This window comes from Flavobacterium defluvii, assembly GCF_900129555.1.
In the GTDB taxonomy this organism is placed as follows: Bacteria; Bacteroidota; Bacteroidia; order Flavobacteriales; family Flavobacteriaceae; genus Flavobacterium; species Flavobacterium defluvii.
In genome coordinates, this window is sequence record NZ_FQWC01000003.1 from 445,545 (window position 1) to 466,356 (window position 20,812).

Annotated in this window: 14 protein-coding genes; 11 read left to right on the plus strand and 3 right to left on the minus strand. The window is 33.6% G+C overall.

The features are described from left to right. Position 1: 1 nt before the first annotated feature. A complete protein-coding gene (locus BUC29_RS09475) occupies positions 2-796 on the minus strand; it encodes a THC0290_0291 family protein (RefSeq protein WP_073415623.1) in 795 nt (264 codons plus the stop codon). 321 nt (positions 797-1,117) lie between these two features. Between BUC29_RS09475 and gdhA the strand changes: the two genes are divergently transcribed. The 5 genes from gdhA (at position 1,118) to BUC29_RS09500 (ending at position 9,573) form a co-directional block, all read left to right on the plus strand. Continuing rightward, positions 1,118-2,461 (plus strand): NADP-specific glutamate dehydrogenase, encoded by a 1,344-nt coding sequence (gdhA, locus tag BUC29_RS09480; RefSeq protein ID WP_073415626.1) that lies wholly within the window; start codon positions 1,118-1,120, stop codon positions 2,459-2,461. A 127-nt stretch (positions 2,462-2,588) separates the two neighbouring features. Continuing rightward, on the plus strand, positions 2,589-4,871 hold the full coding sequence (gene porZ, locus BUC29_RS09485; protein ID WP_073415628.1) for a type IX secretion system anionic LPS delivery protein PorZ: 2,283 nt from the start codon (positions 2,589-2,591) through the stop codon (positions 4,869-4,871). 67 nt (positions 4,872-4,938) lie between these two features. Then, positions 4,939-5,652 (plus strand): DNA repair protein RecO, encoded by a 714-nt coding sequence (gene recO / locus BUC29_RS09490; RefSeq protein ID WP_073415631.1) that lies wholly within the window; start codon positions 4,939-4,941, stop codon positions 5,650-5,652. A 130-nt stretch (positions 5,653-5,782) separates the two neighbouring features. After that, positions 5,783-9,184: an isoleucine--tRNA ligase gene (gene ileS / locus BUC29_RS09495; RefSeq protein WP_073415633.1), complete on the plus strand. Its 3,402-nt coding sequence runs from the start codon at positions 5,783-5,785 to the stop codon at positions 9,182-9,184. A gap of 8 nt (positions 9,185-9,192) precedes the next feature. Next, the gene (locus BUC29_RS09500; protein ID WP_012022792.1) at positions 9,193-9,573 is read left to right on the plus strand and encodes a TraR/DksA family transcriptional regulator; all 381 of its coding nucleotides are present in this window, start codon (positions 9,193-9,195) and stop codon (positions 9,571-9,573) included. A 249-nt stretch (positions 9,574-9,822) separates the two neighbouring features. Here the strand turns inward: BUC29_RS09500 and BUC29_RS09505 are convergent, their stop codons facing one another. Together BUC29_RS09505 and BUC29_RS09510 are read right to left on the minus strand one after the other, a co-directional pair. Further along, positions 9,823-10,203, minus strand: coding sequence for a hypothetical protein (locus tag BUC29_RS09505; RefSeq protein WP_073415637.1), 381 nt, complete (start codon positions 10,201-10,203; stop codon positions 9,823-9,825). A gap of 32 nt (positions 10,204-10,235) precedes the next feature. Then, positions 10,236-10,592: a roadblock/LC7 domain-containing protein gene (locus tag BUC29_RS09510; protein ID WP_053473352.1), complete on the minus strand. Its 357-nt coding sequence runs from the start codon at positions 10,590-10,592 to the stop codon at positions 10,236-10,238. Between the two features lie 180 nt (positions 10,593-10,772). Between BUC29_RS09510 and BUC29_RS09515 the strand changes: the two genes are divergently transcribed. The 6 genes from BUC29_RS09515 (at position 10,773) to BUC29_RS09540 (ending at position 20,686) form a co-directional block, all read left to right on the plus strand. Further along, the gene (locus BUC29_RS09515) at positions 10,773-10,979 is read left to right on the plus strand and encodes a hypothetical protein (RefSeq protein WP_073415640.1); all 207 of its coding nucleotides are present in this window, start codon (positions 10,773-10,775) and stop codon (positions 10,977-10,979) included. A gap of 120 nt (positions 10,980-11,099) precedes the next feature. Further along, positions 11,100-11,699 (plus strand): lipoprotein signal peptidase, encoded by a 600-nt coding sequence (locus BUC29_RS09520; RefSeq protein ID WP_073415642.1) that lies wholly within the window; start codon positions 11,100-11,102, stop codon positions 11,697-11,699. 145 nt (positions 11,700-11,844) lie between these two features. Continuing rightward, positions 11,845-15,003 (plus strand): UvrD-helicase domain-containing protein, encoded by a 3,159-nt coding sequence (locus BUC29_RS09525; protein ID WP_073415644.1) that lies wholly within the window; start codon positions 11,845-11,847, stop codon positions 15,001-15,003. Between the two features lie 81 nt (positions 15,004-15,084). Beyond that, positions 15,085-16,278, plus strand: a complete 1,194-nt coding sequence (gene kbl / locus BUC29_RS09530) for a glycine C-acetyltransferase (protein WP_073415647.1) — start codon at positions 15,085-15,087, stop codon at positions 16,276-16,278. 113 nt (positions 16,279-16,391) lie between these two features. After that, a complete protein-coding gene (locus tag BUC29_RS09535; protein WP_073415649.1) occupies positions 16,392-17,858 on the plus strand; it encodes an OmpA family protein in 1,467 nt (488 codons plus the stop codon). Between the two features lie 65 nt (positions 17,859-17,923). After that, a complete protein-coding gene (locus BUC29_RS09540; RefSeq protein WP_073415651.1) occupies positions 17,924-20,686 on the plus strand; it encodes a PD-(D/E)XK nuclease family protein in 2,763 nt (920 codons plus the stop codon). Positions 20,687-20,812: the final 126 nt, after the last annotated feature.

Here is a 20,812-nt window from a genome sequence, read left to right on the forward strand (position 1 = left end):
TTTAGAATTCTAAATAATAAATGTATCCAACATTAAACCAAACCTGCCAGTCATTTGACTTGTTTTCTTTGTACAAATCTTTGTTTGGATTCAAACCATCGATCCAGTCTGAACTAAATGCCTGAAAACGAGTTTCGAACATTACGTCGCTCATTTGAGTTAATTTAAGATGGAATCCAACACCTGCTGTAGCCGCTAAAGCCACTCCGTTTTCACTGGAAAATCCATATTGATGACCATCTGAAGGAGTTAAGTATTTAGGAAATGTTGTAGCGGGAAGCCCTAATTCACCCATTGTTGAGCTTATTTTTGTAGAATAATAAGTAGCAAGGAATCCCACACTGAAATATGGACTAAAACCGCCAGGCGTATTTTCGAAATCATGAATTTTCATAAATGGAGAAAATTCTAGCTGAGCTCCGAGATTTAATAGAGTAGATTTACCACTCATAGCTCTTAACTGAGAAATAGCAAATTTGTTTGTAGAAGTGTCAAGAAAACCTCCAAAGTGGTTTAGAGTTGTGGTGTTAAATGACAATTCAGATCTAACTTTGAAATGTTCTGTAAAGAAACTTTCTCTATTATTGTTTGCAGAAAAGTTGATAAAGTGAACAATTCCTACACCAAATCCAGTGTTTCCAACATTGGTATCGAAATTATGTCTTTGTCCAAAATCCGACTGAAAAGTTATCGGACCGAATATTATTCCTACTTCTTGTGCTAGATCTGACTGAGCATTGGCAATTGTGGTCATGCCAAATAGGGCGAAAATCGTGAAATATAGGTGTTTAAACATCTCTTGGGGCTTTCAAAATATTGGCAAATATATAAAAAACATACTCTAAACAAAATATTAAATACTTCTATTAAAAAATTAATAACAAAACACTTAATTTTCTGACTTTAACGGGTGTTAATTGATGTAAATTCGGAGGTGTAAAATCGGAATCTTATTTTTGTTTAAAAAATATATAATTCTGTTTCAAAAACGAAAAAAAATAACAAATCATCGTGATTTTGCTATATCTTTGTATGTTATAACGAAAACGTTTTCTTAAAACGTATTTTCTTATCTAACAATAAGTTTAAAACTATTATTTGAATAATTTATTTTAAAATGGAACAAAAAATAAATGAATTTATGGCTCTTGTTGAGTCAAAAAATCCAAACGAGCCAGAATTTCTTCAGGCTGTTAGAGAATTTGCAGAAACAGTAATTCCATTTATCGCGGAAAGAAAAAAATATGATGGGAAAAATTTACTTTTAAGAATTGCTGAACCGGAAAGATCAATAATCTTTAGGGTTCCGTGGGTTGATGATAAAGGTGAAATAATTGTAAACAGAGGTTTTAGAATTCAAATGAACTCTGCAATTGGTCCATACAAAGGAGGAATCAGATTTCATCACACTGTAAACCTATCAGTTTTAAAATTCCTGGCTTTCGAACAAGTTTTCAAAAATAGTTTAACGACACTTCCTATGGGTGGAGGTAAAGGAGGTTCTGATTTTGATCCTGAAGGAAAATCTGATGGAGAAATTATGCGTTTCTGTCAATCATTTATGACTGAATTATGCCGTCATATTGGTCCGGACTTAGACGTTCCTGCAGGAGATATTGGTGTTGGAGCAAGAGAAATTGGTTATTTATTTGGCCAATATAAAAGAATTAGAAATGAGTTTACAGGAGTTTTAACCGGTAAAGGACTTGCCTACGGAGGCTCTTTAATTCGTCCTGAAGCTACAGGTTATGGAGTAGTTTATTTTACAGATCAAATGCTTCGCACAATCGGGCATGAAATTAAAGGTAAAAGAGTTGCTATTTCAGGATTTGGAAACGTAGCCTGGGGAGTTGCCTTAAAAATAAATGAATTAGGAGGAAAAGTGGTTACTCTTTCTGGTCCAGACGGTTACATTTATGATGAAGAAGGAATCTCTGGAGATAAAATCGATCACATGCTTGAAATGAGAGCAAGCGGAGATAACAGAGCTGAGAGATATTTAGAGAAATATCCAAATGCTGTTTTCCATAAAGGAAAAAGCCCTTGGGAAGTAAAAGTTGATATCGCAATTCCTTGTGCTACTCAAAATGAGTTAAACGGAGAGGACGCTCAAAAACTGATTGATAATGGTGTTTTATGTGTTACTGAAGCTGCAAATATGCCTTCAACATTAGAAGCAATTAAACTTTTCTTAGATAATAAAGTACTTTTTGCTCCAGGAAAAGCTGCAAACGCTGGAGGAGTAGCTGCATCAGGATTAGAAATGACACAAAACTCTATTCGTTTAAACTGGACAAGCGAAGAGGTTGATTTAAGATTAAAAGAAATCATGGTTGGAATTCATAACCAATGTAAAAAATACGGTGCAGAAGAAGACGGATATGTTAACTACGTAAAAGGAGCTAATATTGCCGGATTTGTTAAGGTTGCCGATGCTATGCTTGCTCAGGGTGTAGTTTAAGATTAATTACAATTGAAAAATGCTCTCATTTATCTAAGATAAATCGAGAGCATTTTTTTATTTATAACAGAAGAAAAATCAAATACTTTCGTTTGTAGTATATTTGTCTAACCGATATCTATTAAAAATGAGAAGAAAATTTCTTTACGTTTTATTTTTGATGCTGTTTCAATTTAGTTTTGCTCAGGGACAATTGTCCTGGCAGGGTTATTTTTCATTTAATGAAATAAAAGATATTTCAGAATCTTCGACAATTGTTTTTGCAGCTTCAGAAAATGCATTGTTTTCTAAAAACGCCGCGACAAATGCTGTAAAAACAACAACAACTGTAGAGGGCCTTTCAGGACAGACAATTTCTGCTCTATATTATAGTGAAGCTTTCAAAAAAACAATTGTTGGTTATGAAAACGGTTTGATGATTATTGTAAACGAAACAGACGGCAGCATAATCACAAAAGTAGATATTATAAATAAACAATTATCGGCGAGTCTTAAAAAAATAAATCATTTGATGGAACATGATGGAATACTGTATGTTTCGTGTGATTTTGGAATTGTGCAGTTTAACTTGACTACATCGCAATTTGGAGACACCTATTTTATTGGAGATAACGGAGCAGAAATCAGCGTAAAACAAACCACCTTTTTTAACGGATTTATTTTTGCTGCAACTTCAACTGGAATTAGAAGGGCAGATATTGCAAACCCAAATCTAAATGATTATAGTCAATGGGCTGTTGTCAATACAGGAAGCTGGTCAGCAATTTCTACTTTAGATACACAACTTATTGCCATAAACTCGACAGGTAATATTCATAGATATAATGGGGTCAATTTTGTTGCATTTTTACAGCTTCCGCAAGCTTCTGTAGATATGCGCGCTGTAAATCATAATTTGTTTGTAACCACATCTGCTTCGGTTTGTATATATAACAATCAAATGATTTTGAATCAACAGATTGTAAATACACAACTTCCTGATATTAATTTGACTTTTTCCTGCGCAACAGCTGTTGGGGATTTATTATATATAGGTACAAAAGAAAAAGGACTATTTTCTGCTGCACTTTCCTCTGCAGGAAACTTTGAAAATATCACTCCGGCAGGTCCGGCACGAAATAATATTTTTTCAATAGATGTTTCGCCAAATGTTCTTTGGGCAGTTTATGGAGATTATGATACTTATTACAATCCTTATGATCTGGATAGTTATGGTATAAGTAAATTTAATAACTCAAAATGGTTAAATATTCCATACTCAGAGGTTTATGATGCAAAGTCAATAACACGCGTGATAATCAATCCAAAGAACGAAAAACAAGTTTATGCAAGTTCTTTTTTCTCCGGATTGCTACGAATTGAGGATGATATTCCGAATTTTTTATATAATGAAAAAAACAGCGGTTTAGAGAGTATAACATACGAAGGACCGACATATATTGATGTTCGTATTAACGGAACTGCATTTGATAAAAATGGAAATCTCTGGATAACAAATAGCAGAATCAAAAACGGATTAAAAGTTTTAAAAACAGATGGACAATGGCAAAGTTATGCCACAAGTACAATTTTAAATAACGCCGAAGCAACGAGTTATTCCAACATTGTTATCGATAAAAATAGCGTAAAATGGATTTCTACCAGTAATGATGGTGTAATTGCCTTTAGCGAAAGCGGAAATGTATTTAAAAAAATAACGACTGGAGCTGATACAGGAAATCTGCCTGTAACTGATGTCAGATCTGTTGCGCTTGATACTAAAAATCAGCTTTGGATAGGAACTACAAAAGGTTTAAGAGTTTTGTCAAACGTTGGAAATTTTCAAACCGATAGTCAGTTAAAAGCAAATCCGATTATTATAACTGAAGATAATCTGGCTCAGGAATTGATGTATGAACAATTTATTACTTCGATAGCTGTCGACGGTGCCAATAATAAATGGATTGGAACGGCAGATTCTGGTGTTTTTATGGTTTCGCAAAATGGTCAGGAGACCAGATATCATTTTACGATTAACAATTCGCCTTTACCAAGCAACACTATAAACGATATTAAAATCAATAGTACAACCGGAGAGGTTTTTATAGTGACCAATAAAGGAATGATTTCTTTTAAAGGAATTGCAACCGGAGCAAACGAAGATTTAAGCAATGTATATGTGTATCCAAATCCGGTTAGACCGACATATTCCGGAACTGTAAAAGTTGCCGGTTTAATCGACAAAGCCAATATTAAAATCACAGATATCGAAGGAAATCTAGTTTACGAAACAACTTCTGAAGGCGGAACAATTGAATGGGACACAACGGCTTTTGGGAAATATAAAGTAGCTTCTGGAGTTTATATGATTTTTATTTCTGCACAAGATGGAGGCGAAACAAAAGTCAAGAAAGTGATGATTATTCGTTAGTCTGCAAGTCGAAAGTCAAAGGTCGAAAGTCAAAAGTGAAAAAATCTAAGAAGTCTAATAATCTAAAATGCTCGTCAAAACAAAAGCCATAGTAATCTCATCTTTAAAATTTCAGGAAAAAAGTTTGATTGTAAAATGCTTTACACTTTCAAATGGACTGAAATCTTATTTTGTGCGCGATGCTTTTTCGAGTAGAAAAGCAAGCCAGAAGATTGCTTATTTTCAGCCATTATCAATTTTGGAAATCGAAGCTGTTCATAAAAATAAAGGAACTCTCGAAAATTTTAAAGAAATTAAAAACGGAATTCCTTTTCAAACCATTCATACAGATATTGTAAAAAGTACGATGGTGATGTTTCTTTCGGAAATATTGCATTATTCAATTCAGGAAGAAGAAAAAAACGAATCGCTTTTTTTGTTTTTAGAAACGGCTCTAACATGGCTTGATACTCACGATGAAATTTTTAATTTTCATTTAATTCTGCTTTTAGAAATCACAAAATATTTAGGTTTTTATCCGGATATTTCAGAAATCGATCTGCCTCATTTTGAAATGAATGATGGTATTTTTACACTTTTTAATAAAGGAAATGTATTAACGGAACACGAAACAAACTTATTCAAAAAATTAATCGATTTGAAATTCGACAATGATCAAAAAATCTTTCATGTTTTAGAAAGACAAATACTGCTAAAAATCCTAATTGACTATTATAGTTTTCATCTGGAAGGATTCAAAAAACCAAAATCATTAGAGATTTTAAAAGAAGTTTTCTCTTAAATCGACCAAAACCGTAATATTTGTTGCGGAATCTACCTGAAATTTCCTCAAATCGGTCTTTTTTCCGTTATCTTTTATCTATTTTCCTCAAAATTCCTTACTTTCGCACCTCGTTTAAGAAAAGGATAAAATGAGTACAAAATTTACTGAATACAAAGGACTTGACTTACCAACTGTAGCGTCTGAAGTTCTTGATTTTTGGAAGAAAGAAAATATATTTGAAAAGAGTGTAACAACTCGCGAAGGTGCTGAACCTTACATATTTTTTGAAGGTCCGCCTTCAGCAAACGGATTACCGGGAATTCACCACGTAATGGCGCGTGCAATTAAAGATATTTTTTGCAGATATAAAACTCAAAAAGGTTTTCAGGTAAAAAGAAAAGCCGGATGGGATACTCACGGTCTGCCTGTAGAATTAGGTACCGAAAAAGAATTAGGAATTACAAAAGAAGATATTGGTAAAACCATTTCTATCGAAGAATATAATGAAGCGTGTAAAAAAACCGTTATGCGTTATACTGACGTATGGAATGATTTGACCGAAAAAATGGGGTATTGGGTTGATATGGAAGATCCGTATGTGACTTATAAACCAAAATACATGGAATCTGTTTGGTGGCTTTTGAAACAAATCTACGATAAAGGTTTGTTGTACAAAGGATATACAATCCAGCCATATTCTCCAAAAGCAGGAACTGGATTATCTTCTCACGAAGTAAATCAGCCGGGAGCTTATCGTGATGTTACCGATACTACAATTGTAGCACAATTCAAAACTTTACCAGAAACGCTTCCAAGATTTTTACAAGGTTTTGGAGATATTCACATTTTGGCCTGGACGACAACTCCATGGACACTTCCGTCAAATACCGCTTTGACAGTGGGGCCAAAAATCGATTATGTTTTAGTTAAAACTTTCAATCAATATACTTTTGAACCGATTAATGTTATTTTAGCTAAAAACTTAGTTGGAAAACAATTCGGAAAAGGATATTTCCTAAGCGAAGATGACGCTGATTTTGACAATGTAAAAAACGGCGACAAAAAACTTCCGTACAAAATCTTAACCGAAGCAAAAGGAGCAGATTTAGTAGAAATACGTTACGAGCAATTACTGCCTTATGTACTGCCTTATGAAAATGCTGAAAATGCGTTTAGAGTAATTTCTGGTGATTTCGTTACCACAGAAGACGGAACAGGAATCGTGCATACAGCTCCGACTTTTGGTGCAGATGATGCTAAAGTAGCAAAAGAAGCAAAACCAGAAGTTCCGCCAATGTTAGTTTTAGACGAAAACGGAACTGCAGTGCCTTTAGTTGACTTACAAGGAAAATTCACCTCTCATGTTGGTGATTTGGCTGGTAAATACGTTAAAAACGAATATTACGATGCAGGACAAGCTCCGGAGAAGTCTGTAGATGTTGAAATTGCTATTCGATTAAAAGAAGAAAATAAAGCCTTTAAGGTTGAAAAATACGTACATAGTTATCCACACAGTTGGAGAACCGATGAGCCGTTATTATATTATCCACTAGATTCTTGGTTCATTAAAGTAACCGATGTAAAAGATAGAATGTTCGACCTGAACGAAACTATCAACTGGAAACCTAAATCTACTGGTGAAGGACGTTTTGGAAACTGGCTTAAAAATGCCAACGACTGGAACTTATCTCGTTCTAGATATTGGGGTATTCCTTTGCCAATCTGGAGAACAGAAGATAAAACAGAAGAAGTTATTATCGGTTCTGTTGAAGAATTGTACAATGCAATCGAAAAATCGATCGAAGCAGGTTTTCAAAAAGAAAATCCGTTTAAAGGATTTGAAATCGGAAATATGTCTGAATCAAATTATGATTTAATCGATTTGCATAAAAATGTTGTTGATGGAATTACTTTGATTTCTGCTTCTGGAAAACCAATGAAGCGCGAAAGTGATCTAATCGACGTTTGGTTCGATTCTGGAGCAATGCCTTATGCACAATGGCACTATCCTTTTGAAAACAAAGATAAAATTGACGGAAATAAAGATTTTCCAGCAAATTTCATTGCCGAAGGAGTAGATCAAACTCGTGGATGGTTCTATACCTTACATGCGATCGGAACTTTAGTTTTTGATAAAATTGCATACAAAAACGTAGTTTCAAATGGTCTTGTTTTAGATAAAAATGGAATTAAAATGTCTAAGAGTAAAGGAAATACCATAGACCCATTTAAAACCATTGCAGAAAACGGTCCTGATGCTACACGCTGGTATATGATTATGAATGCAAATCCGTGGGATAACTTGAAGTTTGACCTTGAAGGAATTGCTGAGGTTAAACGTAAATTCTTCGGAACACTTTACAATACCTATTCATTCTTCTCGTTATATGCAAACATCGACGGATTTAAATATGCAGAGGCAGAAATTCCGTTAAACGAAAGACCAGAAATCGATCAATGGATTATTTCTGAATTACATTCGTTAATAAAATTTGTTGACGAATGCTACGAAGATTATGAGCCAACAAAAGCGACAAGAGCAATTTCTGATTTCGTTCAGGAAAACTTAAGTAACTGGTACGTTCGTTTATGCCGTCGCCGTTTCTGGAAAGGAGAGTATGCAAAAGATAAAATTGCAGCTTACCAAACGCTTTATACCTGCTTACTTACAATCAGCAAATTAAGCGCTCCGGTAGCTCCATTTTTTATGGATAAATTATACAGAGATTTGACAGTTTCTACGGGAATCGAGAATTTTGCTAGTGTTCACTTGGCTGAATTTCCAAAATTTGTCGAAAACTTTGTTAATAAAACGTTGGAAAGCAAAATGCAGAAGGCGCAAACCATCTCTTCTTTAGTTTTGTCGCTGCGTAAAAAAGAGATGATAAAAGTTCGTCAGCCTCTGCAAAAGGTAATGATTCCGGTACTTGACGAGAATCAGCGTGCTGAAATCGAAGCGATTTCTGACCTGGTAAAAGCTGAAGTAAACGTGAAAGAAATAACACTTTTAGACGATGATTCAGGTATTTTGATTAAACAAATTAAGCCTAATTTTAAGGCTCTTGGACCGCGTTTTGGAAAGGATATGGGATTGATTTCTAAGGAAATACAAGCTTTTTCTGCAGATCAGATCAATCAGCTGGACAAGCAGGGAACGCTGGATATTGTTATTGCAGGAAATAGTGTAACTTTATCATTAGAAGATGTAGAAATTACATCACAAGATATCGAAGGCTGGTTAGTTGCGAATTCAAACGGAATTACAGTTGCGTTAGATATTACAATAACTGAGGAATTGAAAAACGAAGGTATCGCAAGAGAATTGGTAAATCGTATTCAGAATATCCGTAAAGATTCAGGATTTGAAGTTACTGATAAGATTAAGGTACAAATAAAAAGAAACAGCACATTAGAAGAAGCCGTTTCAAAAAATGAAGACTATATTAAGTCTGAGACATTAACAGACAATTTGGTTTTTGCTGACGCTTTAGAAAACGGCACAGAAATTGAGTTTGATGATATTAAAACAATGATATTAATTTCAAAATAATTATTAAAATGATAGATGAAATTACAAGATACTCTGATGCAGATTTGGCAGAGTTCAAAGAGATAATCCAAGCAAAAATAAAAAAAGCGCAAGAAGATCTTGATTTGATCAAAAGTGCCTACATGAATGATTTAAATAACGGAACTGACGATACTTCTCCAACTTTTAAAGCTTTTGAAGAAGGAAGTGAGACCATGTCTAAAGAAGCAAACTCTCAGTTGGCAATCAGACAAGAGAAATTCATTCGTGACTTAAAAAACGCTTTATTCCGTGTAGAAAACAAAACTTACGGTATTTGCAAAGTAACAGGTAAATTAATTAGCAAAGAAAGGCTTAAAATCGTTCCTCATGCAACAATGAGTATCGAAGCTAAAAATTTGCAGAGATAAGTATTTATATAAATATTGAATAAAAAACGCTCCTGGATAAGGGCGTTTTTTTTTGTTTAATCTTTCATGTTTCCCAATTTTACAGGGAGGATTGAGTATTGAAAGAAATTATTTATAATTAATCAAAATAATCATTTTTAAAACAACCATTTTTTGTAGGAATAAAACAAGTGTAATTACTTGAGAATTTTTAGAATAAGTTCAAAAAAAAACCGCCTTTATCAGTGCGGTTTTTTTAATGTAAAATTGTTATGCCAGATTTTTTTCTAAATCGGCTTTGTGCTTTCTTAAAACCGCTCTTGTCATTCCAAGATTAGCTTTGTTTGCATCTGCCGCAAGATAAATCATAAATTTTTTGTTTGGTGAAATGTCAATGATGTGAATTTGGTTTGAAAGTGTAATCAAAATATCTTCAATATCCTGATTCAAGCCTAAAGCTTTAACCGCATTCAGTTTTGCTTTTACAACTTCGAGATTATAAGCAGCTGCAAGTTCAGGATCAAAAGCTGAATCTACAGTTATGTTTCCAAAGCTTAATCCTGTCTCAATTTCTGTTACAGCTACAGCAATAAAGCCGTTTACGTTAGTTTTCATTTCATTCAAAAAAACGTTTAAAAAGTCGTTACTCATAGTTCTTGGGGTTTGTGGTTAATAGATGTATATTATTTTAATAGCGAATTTTTGCTTAATTCTACAGATAATTCGTCGGTAGAGTGCATTAAGATTCCAAGGTTGCTTCCTTCTCTGGAAAATGCAATGACGAAGTTTGAACCGCTGATCTTATTTCCGACGACAACCCCATCGGAACTTTTTAAGTAAAGTTGCTTTAAAGAGCCTTTCTCTAAATCGATTAGAAATTTTTCGCTCATTGATAATATTCCGGCACTCATAGCTGCAATACTGTCGCTGTAGTCAAGATTAAGAGAAGTAATTAGTTTTCCTTTTCCGTTTAAAATTAATGCCGCACTAGCTTTTGTCTCGACCAAAAAGTTGTTTAGAATAGTAGTTATTTCATTCATAATTTTGTAAGGTTTGGGGGTAATGTTAAAATTAGTTCATTTTTGGTAATGTATATAGGTTATAATTGAGATTCGTCCTAAACAATTGTTAATTATTATTAACAAATATAAATTAAATTATGTATCATTGTAGAACCAAATCGTTAAATATTTTATTTTTTTACTTAAAAAACTTACACCATGGCTAAAGTATTGAAATTCAAAGATGTAAATTCTGATGTAGAACACAGAATGAAAGAATTTGAAAAATTACGTGTCAAATTCAAAGCAGAAGTTAAAAAGGCAGAAGCGAAGAGGGCTGCGGCTGGAAAACCGAGCAAAGGTATCTTTAAATCGATCTCGGAATTCTTTTCAGACAGTCCGGCAAAAGCGACTGCAAAAAAATAAGTATAATTATAAAATTGAAGGCAATTGCTCGATTTTTATTTTATTACAAAACAATTAACGTTCCTAATGGAGCGTTTTTTTTGATTTAATTGTTACTTTTGCGCATCAAAAAATCATAAAATGTCATTAAGAAAAGCGTATTTCCTTATATTTTTAGTTTTAATTGTCGATCAGCTTTCTAAAATCTACGTAAAAACAAACTTCGTTTTAGGTGAAGAGGTAGTACTTTTTGATTGGTTTAGAATTCATTTTATTGAAAATGAAGGAATGGCTTGGGGAACAAAAATACCTGGACAATATGGAAAACTGATTTTGACAGTTTTTAGAATTTTTGCAGTATTCGGAATTGGATACTGGCTTGCAGATGCAGTTAAAAAACGTCATTCGACTTATTTGATCGTTTCAATCGCTTTAATATTTGCCGGAGCAGCGGGTAATATTATCGATTCTGTTTTTTACGGAGTAATTTTTGACGGCAGCGAGCATAACCTTGCTACGCTTTTTTCTCCACAACCATACGGAACATGGTTTCATGGTTTGGTAGTGGATATGTTTTATTTCCCTATTTGGGAAGGAGAGCTTCCAGCATGGCTTCCAGTTTTTGGAGGTAAACATTTCGCTTTTTTTAATGCTATTTTTAATGTTGCCGATATGGCAATTTCTACAGGAGTTGGAATATTATTGGTTTTCAACAAAAGAGCATTTCCTAAACACGCATAAATTAGATTAAAATATCAAAATTTCAAATTCCAAATTCCAATATCAGCTTTAGATCTTAGAATTTGGAATTTTTCATTATTGGATTTTTTCATTATTGAGGTTTAATATTATTGTACTATTTTTACAATGCTAAAACCCAAAGCTTATGCAAAGTCCGTCTTTTTCTATTTATGATGCTTCTGCAGGATCAGGAAAGACGTATACTTTGGTGAAAGAATATCTAAAAATTATTCTTTCTTCTCCAAAAAATGATGCCTATCGGAATATTTTGGCGATAACTTTTACCAACAAAGCGGTTCACGAAATGAAAAGCCGTATTGTGGGAAGTTTGTCTGAATTTGCCAAAGAAGAGCCTTCCGCGAAAGCGATAGATTTGATGGAGGATTTATCCCGCGAAACTGGACTTTCGATTATTCAGCTAAAAATAAAATCTCAAAGTATTATAAAGCACTTAATTCATAATTATGCTGCTTTTGATATTTCTACCATCGATAAATTTACACACAAAGTAATTCGGGCTTTTGCACACGATTTAAATCTTCCAATGACATTTGAAGTCACTTTGGATACAGAAAATTTGTTAATCGAAGCTGTTGATGCTATTATTGCTCAGGCTGGTCAGGACGAAACGCTGACCAAATTGCTGATCGATTTTACGATGGAAAAAACCGATGATGATAAAAGCTGGGATATTTCGCGTGAAATTCTGGAAACGGGCCGTTTGGTTCTGAATGAAAATAATCGAAATGAGATTATTCATTTTAATGACAAAACAATCGAAGAGTTTGTCGAGATTAAAAAGAAAATGCTGGCTTTGTGCAAAGAATTAGAATCAGAAAATGAACAATTTGCGATTGAAGCACTCTCTTTAATTGATAAAAACGGAATTGATTTAAAATCTTTTTCCCGCGGAACATTTCCGAATCATTTAGAAAACATTCGTGATGGAAAATACAATCCGCGAAACAAAACCTTTCATGAATTTGATGACATTGCGATTAATAAAACCGCACAAGACAAAGCATTAATCGAAAACATAATTCCGGAACTTCTTCAAATATTAGATAAGGTTTATAAAAATTTTGAAAAAAGAGATTTTTATAAAGCATTTCTAAAAAATATAACGCCGCTTTCATTATTAAACACTGTCAGCAATGAACTGGCAAAAATTCAATCTGAACAAAATGTTTTATCCATTTCAGAATTCAATGCGATTATTCATCGCGAAATTCAAAATCAGCCGGCGCCGTTTATTTATGAACGTTTAGGCGAGCGTTACCGACATTTTTTTATTGATGAGTTTCAGGATACTTCTGAGATGCAGTGGCAGAATTTGATTCCGCTTATAGATAACTCGCTTTCAGGTTTAGACGATTTAGGAAATAAAGGAACTTTAATGATCGTTGGAGATCCAAAGCAATCTATTTATAGATGGAGAGGAGGAAAAGCAGAGCAGTTTATTGAACTAAGTAAAGATGTAAATCCGTTCAATAATCCGGATAAAGCTATTAAACATTTAAATACAAATTATCGAAGTTACAGCGAAGTTGTTGAGTTTAATAATGCATTTTTTAAATTGATTTCTGCAGAATTTGCAAATGAAGATTACAAAGATTTGTATGAAAATCACAGCTTTCAGAATACAAATTCAAAAAAAGGAGGGTATGTAAATATTTCTTTTCTTCCAATAATCGAAAAAAATGATTTTGCTGATGATGAAGAAGTTGTAGAGAAGTCAGATTTGTATGTTTTAGCAACTTTAAATACAATTCAAAAAGTTGTTCGCGAAGGATTTGAATATAATGATATTGTAATTTTGACCCGAAAAAGAGATCAGGGAATTGCAATAGCAAATTATTTGACTGAACAAAACATTCCACTTTTATCTTCCGAAACTTTAATGATCGAAAACGCAACAGAAGTTCGTTTAATAATTAATCTTTTGCGTTATTTAAACAATAATGCCGATTTAGAATCAAAAGCATATTTTCTTCATTTTCTGGCAGAAAATAAAGAAATCGAAATGCCAATTCATGATTTCATTGCCCAGGGGATGCAGCAAAAAAATGAAGAAGATTTTGAAAAATGGCTTTTAGCTTTTGATGTTTCGCTTTCTTTTGAAAATGTTAGAAAAAAATCATTGTATGAAGCCGTTGAAATAATCATTTCAAAATTTGTTCTCCCTTCAGAAGGAAATGCTTACGTACAGTTTTTTCTCGATATTGTTTTAGAAAGAGATATTCGAAACCAAGCCGGAATTGCTGATTTTCTGAGCTATTGGGATAAAAATTCCGGAAAGTTCAGTATTCCTTCTCCGGAAGGAAATAATGCAGTTCGAATTATGACGATACACAAGTCTAAAGGATTGGAGTTTCCCGTTGTAATAATGCCTTTTGCCGAGGAAGATTATAATCGAAAACCAAAAGATAAATTATGGCTTGATGCAGAAGAGACAGATTTGGGGGTTCCAAAAGCTTTAATTGATAACAGCAGTGCAGTTGAAGGTTTTGGGGAAAGCGCTTCGGTAGTTTTTAATTTAAAAAAACAAGAAGAGCTGCTGGATAATATAAATGTCTTATATGTGGCGCTGACACGTGCAGAAGAGCAGCTGTATGTGATTTCTCAATCTTTAAAAGAAAGAAAAGATGGAGAATTACCCAATAACATGGCCTCCTATTTTATTAAATATTTAATGAGTAAAGGAATTTATGAGTCTGAAATAGTAGAATATGAATTTGGAAATAAAGCCCGACTTTCTAAAACTGAAGAATCAGTAGATTTAGTAAAAACTATTCCGATTGTAAAAGAAGTTTTAAATCCAAAAAATATTAAAATTGCGCAGCGTGAAGCTTTGATGTGGGGAACGCATCAGCAAGAAGCTATTTCGTATGGAAATATTGTGCATGAAATTTTGGCTTTTATTAAAGATAAATCAGATGTTGATCTTGCAGTAACAAAAGCACTTGAAAATGGTTTGATTACTATCGATCAATCTGAAATGGTTGTAAAAACACTTCATGAAATTGTAAATCATCCAGAGTTAAATATTTGTTTTGAAGGGAATTACAAGGTTTTAAACGAGCAAACGATTGTTCAAAAACAAGGAAAGATTTTAAAACCAGACCGTATTGTATTAACCGGCAATCACGAGGCTTATTTATTAGATTATAAAACTGGTGCAATAAATCCAAAATATAAACAGCAAATTCAAGAATATCAAGATGCTATTGAAGATTTAGGATACAAAGTGTTAAAAAAGGTTTTGGTATATATAGGATCGGAAATTGAAGTGGTAAATTTGTGAAAAAATTAATCAGATGTTAAAGAAATAACTACTCTTTTTACGGGTTAAGTTGTTAATTTTTAACGTTTTAAATAGATAAAAATGTACGGTAAAATTAAAGAACATCTGCAAAGTGAGCTGCAGACAATCGAAGAAAATGGAATTTTCAAAAAAGAGCGAATTATAACTTCTGCGCAAGGAGCAGAGATTACAATTTCGACAGGAGAGAAAGTTTTAAATTTTTGTGCCAATAATTATTTAGGACTTTCATCGCACCCTGAGGTAGTCCAGGCTGCAAAAGACGCAATGGATACACATGGTTTCGGAATGTCATCTGTACGTTTTATTTGCGGAACACAGGATATTCATAAAACTTTAGAAAAAAAGATTGCCGATTTTTATGGTACAGAAGATACTATATTATATGCAGCAGCTTTTGATGCAAATGGAGGAGTTTTTGAACCTTTATTAGGAGAAAACGATGCGATTATTTCAGATAGTTTAAATCATGCTTCAATTATAGATGGGGTTCGTCTTTGTAAAGCGGCTCGTTATCGTTATGACAACAGCAACATGGAAGATCTGGAACAGCAGTTAATAAAAGCAAATGAAGCAGGAGCTCGTTTTAAATTAATTGTAACGGATGGTGTTTTCTCTATGGATGGTTTAGTAGCGCCTCTGGATAAAATCTGTGATCTTGCTGATAAATACGATGCATTAGTTATGGTTGATGAATGCCATGCTGCCGGATTCATTGGTGCAACAGGAAAAGGAACGCTTGAAGCAAAAGGGGTAATGGGTCGGGTTGATATTATAACAGGTACATTAGGAAAAGCATTAGGCGGAGCAATGGGTGGTTACACAACAGCTAAAAAAGAAATTATTGAGATTTTACGTCAGCGATCAAGACCATATTTGTTTTCAAATTCATTAGCGCCGTCCATTGTAGGGGCATCTATAAAGGTTTTTGAGTTGTTAGAGAGAGACACAACGCTTAGGGATAAGTTAGAATGGAATACTAATTACTTTAAGGAAGGAATGAAAAAAGCCGGCTTTGATATAATTGACGGTGATTCTGCAATTGTGCCCGTAATGCTTTATGATGCAAAATTATCGCAGACAATGGCAAACGAACTTTTAAAACATGGTATATATGTGATTGGATTTTTCTTTCCTGTAGTCCCAAAAGACAAAGCAAGAATCAGAGTACAGCTTTCCGCTGCACATACTAAGGAACATTTAGACAAAGCTATAGAAGCATTTATATTAACAGGTAAAATGTTAAAAGTTATATAATTACCACATTGGAGTAATTTTTGTAGGTTTTTTTTAACATTTGATTTTGTATTTAAAAAATTTGGTGTTACTTTTGCTTGTAATTAACTAAATTGTAATTAAAAAAATTAAGTATGAAACATCTTAACAAACTTTTAGTTGCTGTGATGATGGCGATGGGTTTAAGTTCTCACGCGCAAGACAGTAACAATCCATGGGCGATCTCTTTTGGGGTTAATGCTGTGGATACAAGGACTAGTGCAAGTCCAGATCATGTTGACTTTTTCCCTGCACACTTTTCTCAGCCATTTGATGTAAAAGGTAACTGGAATATTCTTCCTTCTTTATCTTACATTGGTGTGTCTAGATATGTTGGTAGTGGTTTCTCTGTAGGTTTACAAGGATCTGTGAACAAAATCGACAAATATGTTGTTTTTGATCCAACTAATCCAGCTCACGATGCAAGAGGTCTAGTTGTTTACAATCCTGGTGATTTAATGTACTACGGAATTGATGCTACTATCAAATACAGCTTCCAGGAATTAATCAAATCTAAAGTGATTGATCCTTCGTTATCTGTTGGTGGAGGTTATACTTTCTTCGGAGATAGCAGCTATGGAACTGTTAACCCAGGTGCTGGTTTAACTTTCTGGTTTACTGACGCTATTGGTCTTGAGTTAGCTACAAGATACAAATGGTCTGTGAGCGGAGATAGAGAAGATGCTGCTGGTGTTCCAGACGCTCCATCTCACTTCCAACACACTGCTGGTCTTGTATTCAAATTTGGTGGAAAAGACACTGACGGTGACGGTATCTACGATAAAGATGATGCTTGTCCAGATGTTGCAGGTTTAAAACAATTCAACGGATGTCCTGATACTGACGGTGACGGAATCGTTGACGCTTCTGATGCTTGTCCAAATGAATTTGGTTTAGCTGCATTAAACGGATGTCCAGATAGAGATGGTGACGGTGTTGCTGATAAAGATGACGCTTGTCCTGATACTGCTGGTTTAGCTGCTTTAAAAGGTTGTCCTGATACTGACGGAGACGGAATCGCTGATAAAGATGATAAATGTCCTACAGTTGCAGGTCCAAAAGAAAATGGTGGTTGTCCTTTCTTAGACGCTGATAAAGATGGTGTTTTAGATAAAGATGATGACTGTCCTACAGTTGCTGGTCCAGCTAGTAACAGAGGATGTCCTGAAGTATCTTCTCAAGCTTTAGAAGATCTTAAAGTTCAAGCTAGAGCAATCTACTTCAACTCAGGAAAAGCTACTTTCAAAACTGGTGACAAAGAAACTCCAGCTAGATTAGATGCTATTAAAGAAATCCTTAAAAACTATCCAAACGCGAAATTCAGCATTGAAGGACACACAGATAACACAGGTTCTGCTAAAATCAACCAAAAATTATCTGAGGACAGAGCTAAAGCTGTATTAGATGCATTAGTTCAAAGAGGTGTTAACCCAGAGAACTTAGAAGCTAAAGGATTTGGATCTTCTCAACCAGTTGCTAGTAACAAAACTGCTGCAGGTAAAGCACAAAACAGAAGAACTGAAATTAAACACGTAGGTTCTAAATACCAAGGTAAACTATAATTTACTTTAGTAAATAAATACAGAAAAGCCATTCTTAATTGAATGGCTTTTTTTATTTTTATAAAATGATAAATACTTCTTTTCTAGAAAAAATTGCAGCTGTTGTAATTCAGGAATACTCAGACAAACTTGCTGAAACTACTATTGTTTTACCAAACAAAAGAGCTAAAGTTTTTTTAATCGAAGCGCTTAAAAAACAAACTTCTAAAACGATACTTTCTCCGGAAATTATTAGTATTGAAGATTTTGTTCAGGACGTTGCTTCAATACGATCTGTAGATTCAATTGAGTTGCTGTTTGAGTTTTATGAAGTTTATTTATCGGTTACAGAAAAACAGCATCAGCAGTCTTTTGAGCTTTTTGCTAATTGGGCAAAAACACTTCTGCAGGACTTTAACGAAATTGATCGTTATCTGTTAGATCCTAATCATGTTTTGTCTTATTTAAAAGATATTGAAGATATTAAGAAATGGGGAATAGAAGTCGAAAATAAAACCAAACTTCTGGAAAATTATATCGACTTTTGGAAGCTTCTTCCATTATACTATGATTCGCTTTATAATCATCTCTTAAATAAATCTATCGGTTATCAAGGTTTGATTTACAGAGAAGCAGTAAATAATCTAGATCATTTTTCAAATACTATTTCGAATCGCAAATTTATTTTTGCTGGTTTTAATGCTTTGAATGCTGCAGAAGAAAAGATTGTGCAGCATCTTTTGGCTCTGGATCAGGCAAAGATTTATTGGGATGTCGATCAAACATTTTTAAATGACCCTTTTCACGATGCAGGACTTTTTGTGCGCCGCTTTAAAGAGAGCTGGAAACATTATAAATTTCATCCTTTTGAATGGATTGTAGATGATTTTTCTCAAACCAAAAACATCAAAGTAATTGGAACTCCAAAAACTATAGGACAGGCTAAAATAGCGGGAAGCATTATTGAGGATTTGATAAATGAAAACCCGATGGTTTCTCTTGATAAAACAGCAATAGTTCTGGGTGAAGAAAACTTATTAATTCCGGTTTTATATTCACTTCCTTCGTCGGTTGGAGCTTTGAATATTACCATGGGATATTCGGGAAAAAATAATCCATCACAAATATTGGTGGCCAAATTTTTTAAAATGCATACCAATGCATTATCGCGAACAGGCGGCAGTTATGTTTTTTATTATAAAGATGTCCTGGATATTTTGACACATCCATTGGTTGAACCGTATGCAAAAACAAATCATATTGTTCGGGTGATCAAAGAAAATAATTATACTTTTATTACACTAAATAAGATTTTAGAACTTAATCAAAATCCTTCTGAATTGTTTTCTTTATTATTTCAAAAATGGGAAAATGGTTCAATTGCTGTTCTTGAAAATATTTCAGCAATCTTACTTCTTATAAAACAGAATTTTAATAATGATAATGAAGAAGAAAAAATAGCCAAAACTTTTGTCTATGCCGTTTTTAAAGTGATTAATAAACTCATTAATTATTATTCGCAGCATACGCATATAGATAACATCGATACACTTCATGCAATTTATAAGCAGATAATTGATGTTGCCGAGGTCTCTTTTGAAGGTGAACCGCTGCGTGGACTTCAAATTATGGGAGTCCTGGAAAGCCGTGTTCTCGATTTTGATACCGTGATTGTAACTTCTATGAATGAAGGGAAGTTTCCGGCAGGAAAATCTCAAAATTCATTTATTCCTTATGATGTAAAAAAAGAATTAGGTCTGCCTACTTTTAAAGAAAAAGATGCTATTTATACCTATCATTTTTACCATTTACTGCAAAGAGCAAAAAACATTTATTTGATTTATAATACAGAAAATGACGGATTGGACGCCGGCGAAAGGAGCCGTTTTATAACGCAGCTTGAAGTTGAGAAAAAATCGAAACATAATCTTACTTTTGATATCTATAATCCAGTTTTACCAACAACAGCTTATCAGCCAATGGTTATTCCAAAATCTGAAGCAGTTATGGAACGTTTGAGAGAAATTGCTTCTACGGGTTTTTCTCCTTCGGCTTTAACAAGTTATATTCGAAATCCTATTGAATTTTATTTCCAAAAAATTCTTCGCATTCGTGAAGTAGAAGAAGTCGAGGAAAATATTGCTTTAAATACGCTTGGAACGATTATTCACGAAACATTAAAAGCGTTGTACGAACCTTTTATTGGCAAATTTATTTCAGAATCGGATCTAGAAAATTGTTTCAAATTATTAGATAACGAAGTTTTGAAACAATTTAAACTGGTTTACAAAGAAGGTGAAATTAAAAAGGGTCGTAATCTTCTGGCTTTTGAAGTTGCAAAACGCAATGTTTCAAATTTCTTAAAAATTGAATTAGAATCAATTAGTAATGGAGATGCGATTCAGATTCTAGCTTTAGAACAAACTTTTGAACGAAATCTTGTTCATCCGGGTCTCCCGTTTCCGGTTTTAATTAAAGGAAATGTGGATAGAATTGAACTTCGCAACGGAAAAATAAGAATCATCGATTATAAGACCGGAAAAGTCGAAAAAACAAACGTTATACTTAAATCCTGGGATGGATTAACTCAGGAGCTTAAAAATGATAAAATTATTCAGGTTTTGGCTTATGCTTTTATGTTTGAAGAAAATGCAGGAAATGTTCCAATAGAAGTTGGAATTATTTCTTTTAAAAACTTAAAATCAGGATTTTTGCCTTTTGGATTTAGAGAAGATAAAGATCTGGATATAACGGTTAGCAGAGCAACTTTAAATAATTATTTAGAAGAAATTGTTTTGCTTTTGAAAGAGATTTTTGATAGCAATATTCCTTTTGAGGAAAAAGTTTAGTAGCGTTGAAATTGATTTACCTAATAGTTCTGCCGTTCCTCAGATGATCAAATTTTCTCGCGCTAAACAAAACCAGTACCTTTTTAAAGATTTATAATTTTATTCTGATAATTTTAAATCAGAACC

Coding starts and splice junctions, on each gene's coding strand:
- BUC29_RS09475 (WP_073415623.1), bottom strand. CDS start 796: ATGTTTAAACACCTATATTTCACGATTTTCGCCCTATTTGGCATGACC.
- gdhA (WP_073415626.1), top strand. CDS start 1,118: ATGGAACAAAAAATAAATGAATTTATGGCTCTTGTTGAGTCAAAAAAT.
- porZ (WP_073415628.1), top strand. CDS start 2,589: ATGAGAAGAAAATTTCTTTACGTTTTATTTTTGATGCTGTTTCAATTT.
- recO (WP_073415631.1), top strand. CDS start 4,939: ATGCTCGTCAAAACAAAAGCCATAGTAATCTCATCTTTAAAATTTCAG.
- ileS (WP_073415633.1), top strand. CDS start 5,783: ATGAGTACAAAATTTACTGAATACAAAGGACTTGACTTACCAACTGTA.
- BUC29_RS09500 (WP_012022792.1), top strand. CDS start 9,193: ATGATAGATGAAATTACAAGATACTCTGATGCAGATTTGGCAGAGTTC.
- BUC29_RS09505 (WP_073415637.1), bottom strand. CDS start 10,203: ATGAGTAACGACTTTTTAAACGTTTTTTTGAATGAAATGAAAACTAAC.
- BUC29_RS09510 (WP_053473352.1), bottom strand. CDS start 10,592: ATGAATGAAATAACTACTATTCTAAACAACTTTTTGGTCGAGACAAAA.
- BUC29_RS09515 (WP_073415640.1), top strand. CDS start 10,773: ATGGCTAAAGTATTGAAATTCAAAGATGTAAATTCTGATGTAGAACAC.
- BUC29_RS09520 (WP_073415642.1), top strand. CDS start 11,100: ATGTCATTAAGAAAAGCGTATTTCCTTATATTTTTAGTTTTAATTGTC.
- BUC29_RS09525 (WP_073415644.1), top strand. CDS start 11,845: ATGCAAAGTCCGTCTTTTTCTATTTATGATGCTTCTGCAGGATCAGGA.
- kbl (WP_073415647.1), top strand. CDS start 15,085: ATGTACGGTAAAATTAAAGAACATCTGCAAAGTGAGCTGCAGACAATC.
- BUC29_RS09535 (WP_073415649.1), top strand. CDS start 16,392: ATGAAACATCTTAACAAACTTTTAGTTGCTGTGATGATGGCGATGGGT.
- BUC29_RS09540 (WP_073415651.1), top strand. CDS start 17,924: ATGATAAATACTTCTTTTCTAGAAAAAATTGCAGCTGTTGTAATTCAG.